The sequence below is a fragment of the Halovenus marina genome (assembly GCF_051414115.1).
Taxonomy (GTDB): Archaea; Halobacteriota; Halobacteria; order Halobacteriales; family Haloarculaceae; genus Halovenus; species Halovenus marina.
In genome coordinates, this window is sequence record NZ_JBLKNZ010000001.1 from 798199 (window position 1) to 812615 (window position 14417).

Annotated in this window: 18 protein-coding genes and 1 tRNA gene; 13 read left to right on the forward strand and 6 right to left on the reverse strand. The window is 63.3% G+C overall.

Translation table 11 applies throughout. The features are described 5' to 3' along the window. Nucleotides 1-74 precede the first annotated feature (74 nt). From ACMGFL_RS04025 to ACMGFL_RS04045, 5 genes are all read right to left on the reverse strand, one after another. A complete protein-coding gene (locus tag ACMGFL_RS04025) occupies nt 75-530 on the reverse strand; it encodes a PUA domain-containing protein (RefSeq protein ID WP_436934251.1) in 456 nt (151 codons plus the stop codon). Nucleotides 531-592: 62 nt separating this feature from the next. Next, nucleotides 593-2335, reverse strand: a complete 1743-nt coding sequence (locus tag ACMGFL_RS04030) for a Rieske (2Fe-2S) protein (protein ID WP_436934252.1) — start codon at nt 2333-2335, stop codon at nt 593-595. 91 nt (nt 2336-2426) lie between these two features. Then, complete coding sequence (locus ACMGFL_RS04035) at nt 2427-2609, reverse strand: hypothetical protein (RefSeq protein WP_436934253.1); 183 nt, start codon at nt 2607-2609, stop codon at nt 2427-2429. A gap of 45 nt (nt 2610-2654) precedes the next feature. Next, complete coding sequence (locus ACMGFL_RS04040; RefSeq protein ID WP_436934254.1) at nt 2655-3152, reverse strand: LabA-like NYN domain-containing protein; 498 nt, start codon at nt 3150-3152, stop codon at nt 2655-2657. An 80-nt stretch (nt 3153-3232) separates the two neighbouring features. Further along, entirely contained in the window at nt 3233-4087 is an 855-nt protein-coding gene (locus ACMGFL_RS04045; RefSeq protein ID WP_436934255.1) for a M48 family metallopeptidase, read from the reverse strand. 316 nt (nt 4088-4403) lie between these two features. Here ACMGFL_RS04045 and dapA point away from each other — a divergent pair, with 316 nt between their 5' ends. The 10 genes from dapA (at nt 4404) to ACMGFL_RS04095 (ending at nt 12260) form a co-directional block, all read left to right on the forward strand. Then, complete coding sequence (gene dapA / locus ACMGFL_RS04050) at nt 4404-5294, forward strand: 4-hydroxy-tetrahydrodipicolinate synthase (RefSeq protein ID WP_436934256.1); 891 nt, start codon at nt 4404-4406, stop codon at nt 5292-5294. Then, nucleotides 5294-6052 (forward strand): 4-hydroxy-tetrahydrodipicolinate reductase, encoded by a 759-nt coding sequence (gene dapB / locus ACMGFL_RS04055; protein ID WP_436934257.1) that lies wholly within the window; start codon nt 5294-5296, stop codon nt 6050-6052. Before dapA ends, dapB begins: the two co-directional genes overlap by 1 nt. Before the next feature lie 123 nt (nt 6053-6175). Continuing rightward, nucleotides 6176-6349: a DUF7331 family protein gene (locus ACMGFL_RS04060; RefSeq protein ID WP_436934258.1), complete on the forward strand. Its 174-nt coding sequence runs from the start codon at nt 6176-6178 to the stop codon at nt 6347-6349. A gap of 39 nt (nt 6350-6388) precedes the next feature. Further along, nucleotides 6389-6790: a DUF7322 domain-containing protein gene (locus tag ACMGFL_RS04065; RefSeq protein ID WP_436934259.1), complete on the forward strand. Its 402-nt coding sequence runs from the start codon at nt 6389-6391 to the stop codon at nt 6788-6790. Continuing rightward, a complete protein-coding gene (locus ACMGFL_RS04070; RefSeq protein ID WP_436934260.1) occupies nt 6787-7221 on the forward strand; it encodes a DUF7346 family protein in 435 nt (144 codons plus the stop codon). The genes ACMGFL_RS04065 and ACMGFL_RS04070 overlap by 4 nt, the downstream gene beginning before the upstream one ends. Before the next feature lie 81 nt (nt 7222-7302). Then, a complete protein-coding gene (locus ACMGFL_RS04075) occupies nt 7303-8700 on the forward strand; it encodes a carotenoid oxygenase family protein (protein ID WP_436934261.1) in 1398 nt (465 codons plus the stop codon). Nucleotides 8701-8748: 48 nt separating this feature from the next. After that, entirely contained in the window at nt 8749-10038 is a 1290-nt protein-coding gene (gene aglM / locus ACMGFL_RS04080; RefSeq protein WP_436934262.1) for a UDP-glucose 6-dehydrogenase AglM, read from the forward strand. 108 nt (nt 10039-10146) lie between these two features. Further along, on the forward strand, nt 10147-10731 hold the full coding sequence (gene trmY, locus ACMGFL_RS04085; protein WP_436934263.1) for a tRNA (pseudouridine(54)-N(1))-methyltransferase TrmY: 585 nt from the start codon (nt 10147-10149) through the stop codon (nt 10729-10731). Nucleotides 10732-10814: 83 nt separating this feature from the next. Further along, nucleotides 10815-10887 (forward strand) — tRNA-Pro (locus ACMGFL_RS04090). 101 nt (nt 10888-10988) lie between these two features. Then, complete coding sequence (locus ACMGFL_RS04095; protein WP_436934264.1) at nt 10989-12260, forward strand: hemolysin family protein; 1272 nt, start codon at nt 10989-10991, stop codon at nt 12258-12260. Nucleotides 12261-12337: 77 nt separating this feature from the next. On the opposite strand, the gene ACMGFL_RS04100 is transcribed toward ACMGFL_RS04095, so the two are convergent. After that, nucleotides 12338-13420: a geranylgeranyl reductase family protein gene (locus ACMGFL_RS04100; RefSeq protein WP_436934265.1), complete on the reverse strand. Its 1083-nt coding sequence runs from the start codon at nt 13418-13420 to the stop codon at nt 12338-12340. Between the two features lie 130 nt (nt 13421-13550). Here ACMGFL_RS04100 and ACMGFL_RS04105 point away from each other — a divergent pair, with 130 nt between their 5' ends. From ACMGFL_RS04105 to nuoK, 3 genes are read left to right on the forward strand one after another with little or no spacing between them, the layout of a single operon-like run. Next, nucleotides 13551-13817 carry an NADH-quinone oxidoreductase subunit J gene (locus ACMGFL_RS04105; RefSeq protein ID WP_436934266.1) on the forward strand — a complete coding sequence of 89 codons (267 nt, stop codon included), beginning with the start codon at nt 13551-13553 and terminating at the stop codon, nt 13815-13817. Further along, a complete protein-coding gene (locus ACMGFL_RS04110) occupies nt 13814-14110 on the forward strand; it encodes a proton-conducting membrane transporter (RefSeq protein WP_436934267.1) in 297 nt (98 codons plus the stop codon). Before ACMGFL_RS04105 ends, ACMGFL_RS04110 begins: the two co-directional genes overlap by 4 nt. Next, nucleotides 14111-14416 carry an NADH-quinone oxidoreductase subunit NuoK gene (gene nuoK, locus ACMGFL_RS04115; protein ID WP_436934268.1) on the forward strand — a complete coding sequence of 102 codons (306 nt, stop codon included), beginning with the start codon at nt 14111-14113 and terminating at the stop codon, nt 14414-14416. It begins immediately after the preceding gene. Nucleotide 14417: the final 1 nt, after the last annotated feature.

Below are 14417 nucleotides of genomic sequence, written 5' to 3' on the forward strand. Positions count from 1 at the left end.
CAACACGCTCCGAAACGACGCAAAAAACGACCCGTACTACAGCTAACTAACTGAACCGGTTCCGGCGCTTCGTTTTATTTCACACTGTCCCGAACTTTGACCGCCATCCCTGTCTCGAAGGAGGCCATTCCATCACCCGACAGTTCTGCGCGACCCACCGCCAGCACAGTCCCATCAGTATGCTCGACGACGACATCGTCGCGCGGTCGGATAGCCTCGTCGGCGTCGACGACGAACTTCGCGAATGCGTTGCGGCCCTCGCTCACGTAGGGTCTGCTTTCGTCGCCAACGACGACGCGGTAGCCAACGCCGGCGTCCTGCAGCAGGCGGCCACCGGCCATGCCGAGTCTAAACCGGCCGTCAGTCTCGTAGGTCGCGACGCGCTCTTCGTTCGCTTTGAGCTGGCGCGGTCGACCGGAGCTGGTTCGGGTCATCGACAGCGATTCCTCGGAGGAAAACAGGCGTTCTCCTGCGCCGGAGCCGAACTGATAGTCGGCAACCGTCTGCATCGCCTGCCAGTCGTCGTTCATAGCCCGTCGTAGGCGCTGTGTGCGTAAAGAGCGTCCCGATTCGCGTTCCCGGTGGTCACCAGTCAGGCTTCGTGTATCTTCTCGCCGCGGTTGAGTCGCTCTGCGATCCGGAACGTCTGCTCGCCTGACCGTCGCGTCGGGGTGTGCGCGGCGAGATAGCGTGCCGCGGCGACGAGATGGACGCTGCCGCGCCCTTCAGACTCGGCGGCGTCGTACTGCGTGAACGCCGCTTCGACGTTCTGCCGAGTGTGGAAGCCGACGTCCTCTCTAAGCAGTACCCTCCCGAGGGCACGCTTCAGGCGTGCGCTGTCACCGCCGGACGCGAGATACTCCGCCGTCAGCCGCCCGGCGCGGTTCACCTCCTCGTCGGATTCGACCTCGAAACACTCGAGCAGGTCATCGAGGATGACCTCCGGGGTTCCGTCCCCGTCGGGGTCGGGAAGTGGCGTCGGCGGAGTGTTGAGAAACCGGTCGAGGTAGACGTTCATGGCCGCGTCGAAGACGCCACGATACACCTCCCACGCGCCAGTTCGTCGGCTGAGTCCGTGGACTGCGTTCGCGTAGGTGTAGGTGTGGTGGACGGTGTTCCAGTCGCCGAACTCGTTGCTCGTCCCGAAGTGTGCGACCCGTCGGGCGGCCGCGAATGTCACGACTCCTGCGAGTTCTTCGGCGCTCGCTCCCCGAGAGATGGCTGTCTTCAGCGCGTCGATGATCTCGTGTGGGTCCTCACCCAGTAGCGTTTCCAGCAAGGTGTCGGGTTCGTCCCACGTCCGCCCTGTGCCCGTCTCGACTCGCTCCGGGAGTTCCTCCGCGGCGTCGGAACACAGTTCGGCGATGTCGATTGGCTGTCGCCACGAGGCGTTCTCCTCGGCACGGCTCGCCGACGCCAGTCCCGGAACGAGACTCGGAAGCACGTCGTCTGCGTGTTCCCACCCGATGTGGTCCAGCGTCTCGAAGGCCTTGTTGATGAAATCCAGTCGGTGGCCGGTGTCGAGATAGCGGTGGTCGGTTCCGGCGGCGACGAGCATCGCTGCGATGTCCGACTGGTCGAGATCGGCAGTGATCGCGGCCCGCAACACGCGCTCGGCGCCGTCGGAATCCCGCACCTCGATATTGTCGCGGAACCACGTCGTGAGTCGATCAGCAGGGACGTCATCGGCCGAGAGCGGTTCCTGTACGAAAAACGGCGGTTCGCCAGCACAGTCGTCGGCGACTTCGGTGAGGCCGACGTAGAGCGCCCGGCGGCGGTCCTCGGCTCGCAGGTCGTCGAGGAGATTGGTCATCACTCCCAGCGTGGTCAGTCCCCGTCCCCAGCCGTCACGGCGGTAGTGGGTGCCAAAGGCCGTCCCGATGCGGACTGGAACCGCCTCGGGAACGCCCTCGTCTTCCAGCCCGATCACGGACTTGGCGACGACGAGATCGATGTCTGCTTCGAGGCCGTGTTCGAGCCGGTCTTTCCAGTGTTCCGTGGGGGATCTGTCCCCCTCCGGGGCCGGGTCGACGTAGACCTCACCGTCTCTGATCTCGACAGGATAGGTTCGAACGTCGTCCGCGAAGGGGTCGAAGGTGTCCCCACAGGAAATCTCGAATCGGGCGTGATGCCACGGACACGTCAGTATCCCGTCGTCGACCGACCCGTCTGTGAGGGGAAAGCCCATGTGCGGGCATCGGTTGTCGGTCGCGTAGAACTCGCCGTCGTGGTAAAACAGACCGATCGTCTTGCCGTCGATACGCAGGGTCTGTGGACTCTCCGCTTTCGCCGTCTCGGTGGGGGTTGCGTGCACGTAGTTGTCGTCTGATGACATGAGCGGATGCATTCGAAAACGCGAGCACCAGCAAAGTGTCTTTCTCCCCCTCGAACGGTTCACTCACCCGCTATCCGTCATCTCATCCGGTTCACTCATCCACTGCTCGCCCGAGCAGATACGGAAAGAGCACGGCGTCGAGAGCGGCGACTCCGAGCAGGAGCCACAGCATCGGTCCGTCGAAGAGAACGACTCCAACAATCGCGACCGGTATCGCCCCAACCAGCCCCAGCAGCGAGCGGTTCCGTTTGGATTTGAGTACGCCCTCGTTCATATCCGAACGCCAGTCCACAGACGGCCAAAGCGTTTCGCTTTCTGTTCAGAGCAGGAACGTGTCAGTGTCGCCGCTCATGTCGGTAAACTCGTCGGCTGCGTCGACGAGTTCGTCGGCGGTCGACTCCCCGAAGGAGATGGTTTCGACCTTGACTCCCTCGTGTTTCAGGTGGCTACAGAGGCGGGCGAAGTCACCGTCACCCGTACAGAGGACGATGCTGTCGACGTGATTCGCGAGCGTGACCGCGTCGAGACTCATCCCCACGTCCCAGTCAGCCTTCTTGCTCCCGTCGGGGAACGTCTTGATGTCTTTGATCCGTGTCTCGAAGCCGATATCGACGAGCGCATCGAAGAAGCTCTCCTCCTCGGGAGCCTCAGCACGGATGACGTAGGCGATGGCGCGGGTGAGTTGTCGGCCGTCGACAGCGTGTTCCAAAAGCGACGCGTAGTCGATGTTCTGTGTGAAGAGACTCTGTGCGGAGTGATAGAGATTCTGCGAATCGACGAGAACTGCGACGCGCTGGTCCGGGTGGCGCTTTGCCATACGCTCGGGTTCGCCGTCCAGTCTGAAATGCGTTGGCCTCTGTGGGCGTCAGAGCGCCCGTCGAAAACGACCCCTGACGCTCAGGAGCGAAGCGCCTCGATGCGCTTCTCCGTCGGTGGGTGCGTCGAGAAGAGTTGCTGGATAGTGCCGCCGTTACCGCCGAAGATACACAGCGCGTTCACCGTCTCGCCGCCTTTCATCTCTTTGTTCTGGTTCCCGCTGCTGATCTTTTCGAGCGCACGGGCCATCGCCTCGGGATTGCGGGTGTACTCCGCGGCGTCGCTGTCTGCGACGTACTCCCGGTATCGGGAGATTGCCATCACGAACAGCATGACGATCATCTGCGCAATCGTTCCGAGTATCATCCCGAGGAAGTAACTCGCGATGTTGCGCTCGCCGCCGAGGATGAACGCCCACTGGACGACGATGCCGACCATCGAGGCGATCGACTGCCCGAGCACCATGATGACAACATCCCGATTGTTGATGTGGGCGAGTTCGTGTGCGAGGACGCCTTCGAGTTCTTCATATTCCAGCAGATCCATAATCTCCTTCGAGATGACGACCGTCCCTGCACCCTTTCGTCCGACAGCGAAGGCGTTCGGGACGCCCATTTCAGCGACCATCAGCCGTGGCTTCGTGTCGATACCCATCTCCGAACAGAGTTGCTCGGTGCTCTGGTGAATCCGGGCGTAGTCGTATCTCCCTTCGGCCTGTTCGGGCATGTCCTCCGCGCCGACGCTGCGGAGGGCGGCCCACTTGCCGAACTTGTACTGAAAGCCGACGAACCCGACGCTCCCGAGCAATACTGCCGCGAGGACGGCGGTTCCCGTCCCGAACGTCAGGAAGACGAACCCGGCAAGGGCCGCGTAGAAGACGAACAGAATGCTCCCCGCGAGCATCATACGGAGTTTGAGGCCGTTGTGTCCTACCATCAGACACACATACGTCGCCGCCCCTCAAAAAGGGTGCGTTTCGATAAGGAATCCGATACGTCACGAGACGATCGGCTACGAAGACACAACAGCTAAGTTTCCTCGCTGTCACACTCTGAATATGCGACAGACCGGCCTGACCGACGCGAACGCGTCCCGGTCAGCGTTCGGTCTGTTCACCAAACGCAAGCGTGCGGCGTAGACTCGTGGCGGCGGTGGCGACGCCGTCTCGGGTCAGCTTTTCTGCGTCTGTCGAAACCGATGGACACAAGCGAGTGACAGCAAATAGTCAGACAGACAACTCCCACACTCACCCATGACAGAATTCGACACGTTCGGCGGCGTGTACCCCGCGATGTGCACGCCATTTCACGACGACGGAAGCATCGATTTCGAGACACTCAGAGCAGACGCCAGCCGCCTCGAATCGGCGGGCGTCGACGGCCTCGTCCCGATGGGTTCGACCGGCGAGTCTGCGACGGTGAGCCACGACGAACACGTCGAGGTCATCGAGGCGGTCGTCGACGCAGTCGACGTTCCCGTCATCGGCGGCACTGGCTCGAACAACACCGCAGAGGCGCTCTCGCTCTCACAGCGAGCGGCTGACGCTGGCGCTGACGGCCTCTTACTCATCTCACCGTACTACAACAAGCCCGAACAGCAGGGGCTGATCGACCACTATCTGGCGATTGCAGACGCGGTAGACGTCCCACAGATCGTCTACAACGTCCCCTCGCGGACGGGACGAAACATCGAGGCCGACACCGCGGTCGAACTCGCGAGCCACGAGAACATCCAGGGCTACAAGGCCGCGAGCGGCGACCTCAATCAGGTCAGCGAGATAATCGAGCGCACCCGTGACGAAACCTTCGACGTGCTCTCGGGCAACGACGGCGAGACCCTTCCAATCCTCTCGGTCGGTGGCACCGGCACGATCAGCGTCGCTGCGAACGTCGAACCTCGACGAGTCTCGGATCTCGTCTGGGCTGCCCTCGACGGCGATTACGTGCGTGCACGGGAGTTCCATCACGACCTCGGCCCGCTCTTTCGTGTCATCTTCTGTGAGACGAACCCGATCCCGATCAAGGCGGCCATGGAGATACGCGGCTACGGCAACGGAACCCTGCGCTCGCCGCTCACGGAGATCACGCCCGAAAACCGCGAGCGACTCAGAGACGTACTCGAACTGTACCCGGAGGGCGAATGATGGTCGATCTCGCGATCAACGGCATCGCCGGGCGGATGGGCCGGACGCTCGTCGACCGCGCGGCCGAGCGCGAGGACGTGACCGTCCGCTGTGGCATCGACGTCGATACGGACGCAGACCTGTCCGTGGCGGTGTACGACCCAGCGGAGACCGCTCAGGCGCTGTCCGAGCACGACCCCGACGTACTCATCGATTTCACCGTTCCGGACGCAACCGTCGATGTTGCGCAGGCCTGTGCCGACGCCGGAGTTGCGCTCGTCGTCGGAACGACCGGGTTCGAGGACGACCAGCTCGCGGTGCTCGACAGCGTGAGCGCCGCGGTACCGGTACTGAAAGCGACGAACTTCTCCCGGGGGATTCAGGCGCTTCGCCGCGCGCTCGGTCCCGCGCTCGAGGCGCTTCCCGACTACGACGTCGAACTGCTCGAAACCCATCACAACGCGAAACGGGACGCACCGAGCGGCACCGCAAAGACGCTGCTCTCGGACATCGAAACACACCGCGAGTTCGACACAGTGGCCGGGCGCGAGGGGATCCAGCCCCGCGAGGACGACGAAATCGGGATGCTCGTCCGGCGAGCGGGCGACATCCGTGGCGAACACGAGCTGTTGCTCGCCGGAAACGACGAAGTGCTAACACTCACACACCGCGCCGAGGACCGAGGCGTGTTCGCGGCCGGTGCGCTCGATGCGGCCGTCTGGGTCGCCGGTCAGGACCCGGGCCGTTATGACTTCGGGGACGCCATCGACGCATCGTAGCCGTTCACCAGTCGCTCTCGTGTCGTCGACTGCTGTCGAGTAGTCTCCCCTTACCTTCGGTTGGCGCTATCCTCACCGCATCCCGAAACTATTTATTCTACTGTGGTATGGTATCACATGGATATGGAAGACGACCTACCGACGACGACGCGGCGTACCGACGATGCGAGCCAGGACGACGCTATCGAAGCGACGGGGGTCTACGACGCCGAGGGTGGGACAGTACTCTACGATACGGAGGAACCGCTCGCGTGGATCCAGGCCGACCACGCGATTGCGCTCTCAGAGGCACGGTGAAGCGAACGGGTTTTGCCCATCCCCCGACTATTCTGTCCTGTGACCGACCCGGACGAGTTGCTCGACCCGGACTCGAACTCGGCTGAGGGATCGATCCCCGACAGCCAATATTCACCACCGGAGGCTCCGTCGCCCCCCGACCCGAACGCTGACCTCCCTGATTCGGTCGCGAACTACGAGGACGTCGATCCGGGGCTGCGAACGCTGTTCTGGAAACTCGTTGTACTCTACAAGGTCGGGCTACTCGCGACGAGTCTGGGTGGCCTGCTGTTCGTGTTTCGCAGTTCGACCCTCGGTCTGCGTGCGTTCGCGCTCGGAGTGGTCGTGTTAGCGTACGCCGTGTATCGAACCTATCGGTCGAAGCAACGCCTCGACGACGAGGAGTTCGACCACGACGGGTCGGATTCGACGACTGATACAGAAATGGAGGACAAATCGTGAGACAGACAGTCGAAGACGAGGACGGGAACCGGTATCTGTTGCTCAAACGCTCGTCCGACTCCAGTCTCGTTCGCGACCCAGAAACTGGCGAACGACAGCACCTTCCAAACGACCAGTTAGCGATTCGTCCGGAGGAATCAGCGCTGTCGACCGCCGCCGAGTCGGTTCCCGAGTCGGTGCGGACGCTCGTGACTGCCGTTCACGAGACGCGGACGCTTGGTCTGTTGTTGGAACTCGACGCGACCGGACCACTCGCGGTCCGAACTCTGCTCGATTTCTCCGATTTCTGTGAGAGCGACCTGCACGGACTGCTCGCGGAACTGCGCGCCGCTGGACTGATCGCGGAAACGACCGTCGCGGGCGAGCGCGGCTACGAGACGACCAAACTGGCGAGTGAGGCGCTCGACGGAATCACCTCGGCCGGGGAGTGAAGCGCTCGATGTCCTGACATCGGCTGGTGAGTAGCTGGTCTCGGCCATAGCATTTTACGCCTGACTGCCCTACCTGTCGCCGTGCCCGCTCCCGCGTTCACCGTTGGTTTTCGGTCGGTCGAGACCGAGTATAGCGAGTACGACCTTCCCGTCGAAGGGACGATACCCGACTGGCTCTCAGGGCGTCTGGTCCGCAACGGCCCGGGGAAATTCGAGGTCGACGGGCGACGATTTCGACACTGGTTCGACGGCCTCGCGATGGTTCGCTCCTACACGTTCGACGATGGGGTCACCTACAGCAATCGGTTCCTCCGAACCGACGCGTACAGGGAGGCCGCCGACGGCCGCCTGAGTGGCCAATTCGCGACCGACGAGAGCGGCCTCGGAAAGCTCAGCCGCTGGGCACGCGCACTCGGCCCGCCGGAACCGACCGACAACGCGAACGTCCACGTCACCCGTATCGACGGCGAGTACGTCGCTCAGACCGAAGTGCCTCGCTGGCAGACATTCGACCCGGAGACGCTCGAACGAACCGGCGAGTTCACCTTTCGGGACACGTTCGACCCCGACATGATCTCGGCCCATCTCGTCGCGGATCCGCGCGGCGAACTGGTCGGTCACGCTCTCTCGTTTGGCCGCACACACCGTTATCACGTCTTTCGAATCCCGGACGGCACACGCCGTCGGGAGGTAGTTGCCTCCATCGAGACAGATTCGCCCGCCTACGTTCACAGCCTCCCCGTGACCCGCGACCACGCCGTGCTCGTCGAGACGCCGCTGCGGATCGACATCCGGAAGGCGCTCTCGCCCTTCTCCGAGGGCTTTTTCGAGTTGCTCGACTGGCAACCGGACCGGGGCACCCGCTTTCACGTGATCGACCGCGAAACGGGAGCGGTCACCGAGCACTCGACCACAGCACCGTTCTTTACCCTGCACACTGTCAACGCCTTCGACGACGGCGAGGAGATCGTCGTCGACCTGGTCACCTTCGAGGACGACACTATCGTCTCGGCGCTGTCGTTCGACTCGCTCGAACGCGAGGGTTTCGACGCCGCGCCGCCGGGCCGGTTCGTTCGCTATCGGATCGGTCCCGATGGGCAACTCACGAGCAGACAGCTCTATGATGGGGGGATCGAACTCCCGACGGTTCCATCCGACCATGAGACTCACCTCTACCGATACGCCTACGCACAGGCCACCGACCGTCGCGGCGCGAACGGACTCGTGAAAGTCGACACCGAACGAGGTCGGGCCATGGAGTGGTGGGAGACTGACCTGTACGTCGAGGAACCTCGATTCGTTCCGCGCCCCGACGGAACGGACGAGGACGACGGGGTGATACTTGCACCCGCACTCGACGTCGCCGCCGAACACTCCTGGCTGCTCGTGTTCGACGCCGAGACCGTAACCGAACTCGCTCGCGCACGACTCCCGCACGTCGAGCCCTTTGGCTTCCACGGTCGCTTTTTCCGACTGTGAGCCCGCAGAGCCAAAAGGTCAAGACTACGAGTCGAGTACAAGTGAGTAATGAACGTCAGCATCGTCGGCAGCGGCTACGTTGGGACGACGGTTGCGGCCTGTCTGGCCGACGCCGGTCACGACGTGTGGGCAATCGATGTCGACGAGGACATCGTCGAACAGATCAACGCCGGTGAGACGCCGATACACGAACCCGGGCTGGCGGAACTGCTCGAAACCTACGGCGGCGACACTCTCAGAGCGACGACTGACTACGGTGTCGTTCCAGACACTGACCTCACGATGCTCGCGCTGCCGACGCCGAGCGACGCCGACGGCAGCATCGACCTGAGCGTGATGGAGGCGGGCGCGCGTGCCGTCGGGGAGGCACTCGCAGACGCCGACGGATACCATCTGGTCGTGGTGAAAAGCACCGTCGTTCCGGGAACGACCGACGAGACGCTCATTCCGACCATCGAATCTGCATCGGGCAGGCAGGAGGGCGACTCCTTGGGCGTCGCGGTGAACCCCGAGTTCCAGCGCGAGGGGTCGGCGGTGACAGACTTCCAGAACCCGGACCGTGTCGTGTTTGGCACCGACGGCGACGAGCGCGCGCTCGACGTGCTCTATGACCTGTACGAACCGCTGCTCGGGGACGTGCCCGCCTTCGAGACTGGCCGACGCGAGGCCGAACTCATCAAGTACGCGAACAACGCTTTCCTCGCCGCGAAGGTGAGTCTGATCAACGAACTCGGCAACATCGCGAAGGAGTTCGACGTCGACAGCTACGAGGTGGCCGAGGCGCTCGGCATGGACGACCGGATCGGCGCGCGCTTTCTCCGCAGCGGCGTCGGCTGGGGCGGGAGCTGTTTCCCGAAAGACACCGCCGCGATTATGGCCGCCGCCCGCGAGGCGGGATACGAACCGAAACTGCTCGACGCCGCCGTCGCGGTCAACGAGCAACAGCCCGAACGGCTGCTCGCGCTGCTCGACGAGCACGTCGACGTGGAGGGACGACCGGTCGCGGTACTCGGTCTCGCATTCAAGCCCGGGACCGACGACATCAGAAACTCACAGGCGACCCCGATCATCGAGGGGTTGCAGGAACGGGGTGCCGAAATCGTCGCCTACGACCCAGTCGCGAGCGAGGCCATGTCCGAGCGCTTCCCCGACATTACGTACGCTGACAGCGCCAGCGAGGCGCTCGCGGGCGCGGCGGGCGCCGTCGTCGTCACGGGCTGGGACGAGTTCGAGACGCTCGACTCGGCGTTCGACGAGATGGCCGAGCCAGTCGTCGTTGACGGCCGCCGAACCGTTTCGCGGCGCGACGGGATCACCTACGAGGGGCTGACGTGGTGACTGCTCGCGCCGCCTGCCCTCGCTGACGTGGTGACTGCTCGCGCCGTCCGGTCTTGCTGACGCGTGGCCCATCGACGGAACTAAAGACTGAGCGTGTCAGTGCAGCGTATGCGCCAGTTCGTCATCGTGAGCCACGAGGCCCCCGCTGCGGGCGAATTTTCCCTCGACGACCTGCCTGGCGCGGGTAGGATGGATCTGCTTGCCCGCGCGGTCAACGCGTCGCTTTTGCGCTCACACGGGATCCGGTCTAACGTGCGTACACACCTCGTCGTCGGCGAGTACACCGTTCAGTTCGAGGGGGCCACGCTTCAGGGCCTCAACCCCGACGAGCGGTCGACAGCGGCCCGCATCCGGGACGCACTCGCCAGCCACGAGGACGCTATCGGTCACATCCCCGTCGAGATTGCGCCCGGAATCTCGCTGGTTCGGAAAGGGCTCGCAGAGACGCTCGCTGACCTGGAGGGAACAGTCGTCTGTCTGCATGAGGACGGCGATGGTGTCGGAGCGCGCTCACCGCCCGATTCGCCCGTGTTCGTACTCTCGGATCATCACGATTTCACCGACGAGGAGCGCGAGACGATAGACGCAATCGCAGACCAGCGATACAGCCTCGGCCCGGAACGGTTGCACGCAGACCACGCGATCACAGTCGCGCACAACTGGCTCGACACTGAGGGGTTCACCGAGTACTGACGAGCGCTTTGAGCGACTTCGCGCATCGAGACCGCCCGGCTTTTCGCAACGGTTAAACGAATCAGGGGTCATCCTCTACGTGTGGGCCGGTAGGGTAGCTTGGTATCCTTCGGCCTTCGGGTGGCCGTAACCTGAGTTCAAATCTCAGCTGGCCCACTGGGTATCCACCCGTTTTCCCGCAGTTCCAACGGTTCAGCGATAGCGTTCTAATGAGACCTATCCCGTACTATTTTCCGCTGTGTGTCCGACGTTCTGATATGGTTCTGACCCTCACGCTTCTTGGTCTCGTCGCTATCGTCATCCTGACCGCAATCAGTGGCTTTTTTTCGAGTAGCGAACTCGCGGTGTTTTCGGTACCGGGTCACCGCATCGACACGCTCGAGGCTGCTAACGTCCCTGGTGCGGCCGCGCTGGCCGCCCTCCGCGACGACCCGCATCGGTTTCTGGTCACCGCACTGGTCAGCAACAACGTTGCGAATATTGCGGCCGCGAGCGTCGCCACGGCGATTCTGGTGCAGTTTCTTCCGGCGGGGAGTGCCGCAACAATTTCGACAGCCGGAACCAGCTTTTTCGTCATCGTCTTCGGTGAAATCGCGCCGAAGTCCTACGCCGTCACGAACGCGGAGAAACACGCGCTGCGCGTCTCTCGGCCGATCCGTGTCATCCAGAGACTGCTCCGTCCGGTGCTTTTAGTCTTCGAGGTTGCCACCGGGGCGATCAACCGTCTGACCGGCGGGTCGTCGAACATCGAGACCTACGTCACACGCGAGGAGATCGCGACAATCGTCACGAGCGGCGAAGTGAGTGGGGTGCTCGATACAGGCGAGAGCGCGATGATCCGGAGCGTGCTTGATCTCGAAGCCACGTCAGTGCAGACGGTCATGGTGCCGCGCTCGGCGATGGTGACCGCGAGCGTGGACACGACGCCCGAGGAGGTTATCGAGACCTGCTGGCGCGAACGCGTGACCCGCGTTCCGCTCTACGGCGAGAACCGCGATGACATCCGCGGGTTCGTCGACCTCCGAGACGTGCTACGAGCGCGGTCAGAGGGTGAGTCTATCACTGATGTGCTGACCGAGATGCCGTTCGTCCCTGCCAGCAAGCCCGTCGACGAACTGCTGACCGAGATGCAACTCGACGGGCATCGCATGGCAATCGTGGTCGACGAGTACGGGACGGTCGTCGGCCTGATCACAATCGAGGACCTCGTCGAGGAAGTCGTCGGTGAGATATTTGACCGAGACGAGACCGACCCCGTCCGCGTCGTCGACAAAGATACGGCCCTCGTGAACGGCTGGGCGACTGTCGATTACGTCAACGAACAACTCGGTCTCGACATACAGACCGACGGTCCATTCGAGACGGTCGCGGGGCTGGTCAACCACCACACCGGGCAACTCGCCGAGGAGGGCGACCGAGTAGAGCTTGGCACCGTCGTGATCACCGTCGTCGACGCGACGGCCCGGCGTGTCCGGCGGGTTCGAATCGACTGGACGCCGGACGAACCCGATGATGTCCCTGTGGAGTAGAGTCGTGCTCACCAGTCGGTGAGGACCGTTTCCAGACCGTTCGGGATTCGAGAACCTCGCAGTCGTCCACAGACACCTCACCGCGAAAGCATCGCACGCAACTGCTCGGTCGAAAACAGCGACGTCGGCCGGTCCATGTGGACGCCGATTCCCCCCTCGAACAGGCCCATTCCGAACTGCTGGACAGCCTCTGGAAGGGAGTAACAGCGCCGAATCGCGTGGCCGAGTCTGATGTCGGTCGCGAGTTCGTCGCGCCAGGCGCGCTCGTAGGCGGCGAGCGTCTCGGGGTCGCTGGGGTCGATCTCTCGGGCGGCGCAGTCGGCCGCTGTCATGCCATAGAGGATGCCACCGCCGGTGAACGGTTTGTTCTGTCCGGCCGCGTCACCGATCAGGAAGACCCGTCCCGAGGTCACCGTGTCGGGGGGGCCAATCGGGATCAGCCCCGAACAGCGTCGGTCCGTCGAGACGCCGTAGCCGTCGGTGAAAGCCTCGAATCGGGCGCTGACGTCGGCGTCCGGCGGGGTCGCCAGTCCGTACTCGACGCCAGCCTCGCCGCGGGGGATGCGCCACGCGAAAAACGAGGGGATGGTGAGGTGTACGTCGACGAAGTCGTCGTGGTCGACTTCGTCGTCGAACCCGAGCACGCCGTGGAGCAGTTCGTCGGGGTCGGGCAAGCCAATTGACTCGCGGACGCGGGAGTTCGGCCCGTCACAGCCAGCGACCATCCGGGCGCGGTACGTCTCGACGCCGTCGGGACCACGGACGCGAACGGCGACGTGATCGCGGTACTCGGAGAGACCGACGACGGTGTGGTGTTCGCGAACCTCCGCGCCTGCGTTGCGGGCGGCCTCGGCGAGCGTTCGGTCGAGTTCGACGCGGTCGATGACGTTCGAGACCACCTCGTCTCTGAAGAAGCGATAGGGGTTACTGTCCGGGCCGCCGGTGTGAAATCGCGCGCCGTAGATGGCGTTCTGTTCGAGTCGCTCGCGCGCGCCGTCGGGCACGAACGCCCAGATATCGGTGCTAACGTGACCGGAACACGCGAGCGGTTCGCCGACGGTCCCCTGCTCGAAGGCGAGGACGTTGTGGCCGCGCTCTGCGGCACCACGGGCGAAGCGCGACCCCGCTGGCCCCGCACCGACGACGACGAAATCGTACATAGGGGGTACTGACGTGTCGAGTAGCAAAGTGGTCACGGTTCTCGAAAGGGGATATCGAAGTCAAATGGGGAGTACTCGGAGAGCAAAAGGGGAATCTTGAAAAGCACGCCAGTTGGATCACCCAATAACGATGGTACTGGAGCAACTCGCCTTTGGGCTGTTCGCGCTGGTCACGCTCGGGAGTAGCCTGGGCGTCGTTCTGGTCCGTGACGTGTGGCACGCCGCGCTGTTGCTCGGACTCGCACTTTCGAGCGTGGCGGCCCACTACATCATGCTGGAGGCCGAGTTCATCGCCGCGATGCAGGTACTCGTGTACATCGGGGGTGTACTCATCCTGATCGCCTTTGCGGCGATGCTCACCACCCGAGACAGCAACCCCGAGGAGGTCACCGCATGACGACCCGCCCCGAACTCATCGACATCGACCGCGGGGTCGTGCCGGGCCTCATCGCCGTTGGTCTGTTTGTCGTGATGGCGGCGGTTTTCGTCGGCGCCAACTTCGGAACGCCCGCCGCATTCGGGGACATTAGCGTCGTCGGCGCTATCGGCTACTCGCTCATCGGCGCAATCGAGGAGGCTGGCGTCGAGACGGAGAGCTTTCTGGCCGCGCTCATTCTGCTCGCGGTCGCGCTGGATGCGGCACTCGACGGTGCCCTGATGCTCGCAAAGCGCGAGGGGGGTGAGGAGTAGATGGCCGTCCCCATGGAGTGGTATCTGTTCCTCTCTGCAGCGGTGTTCTGTATCGGCCTGTTCGGGATTCTCGTCCGACAGAACGCGCTGTCCTTTCTGATGTCCGTCGAGTTGATGCTCAACGCGGCCAACATCAATCTCGTCGCGTTCGCCTACTTCCACGGGACGCTCACCGGGCAGGTGTTTGCCCTCTTTGTGATCGGGCTGGCGGCCGCAGAAGTCGCGGTCGGTATCGGCGTCATCCTCGTGGTGAACCGCAACTTCGACGACATCGACGTGACCGACGCGGCGACGATGAGGTGGTAAC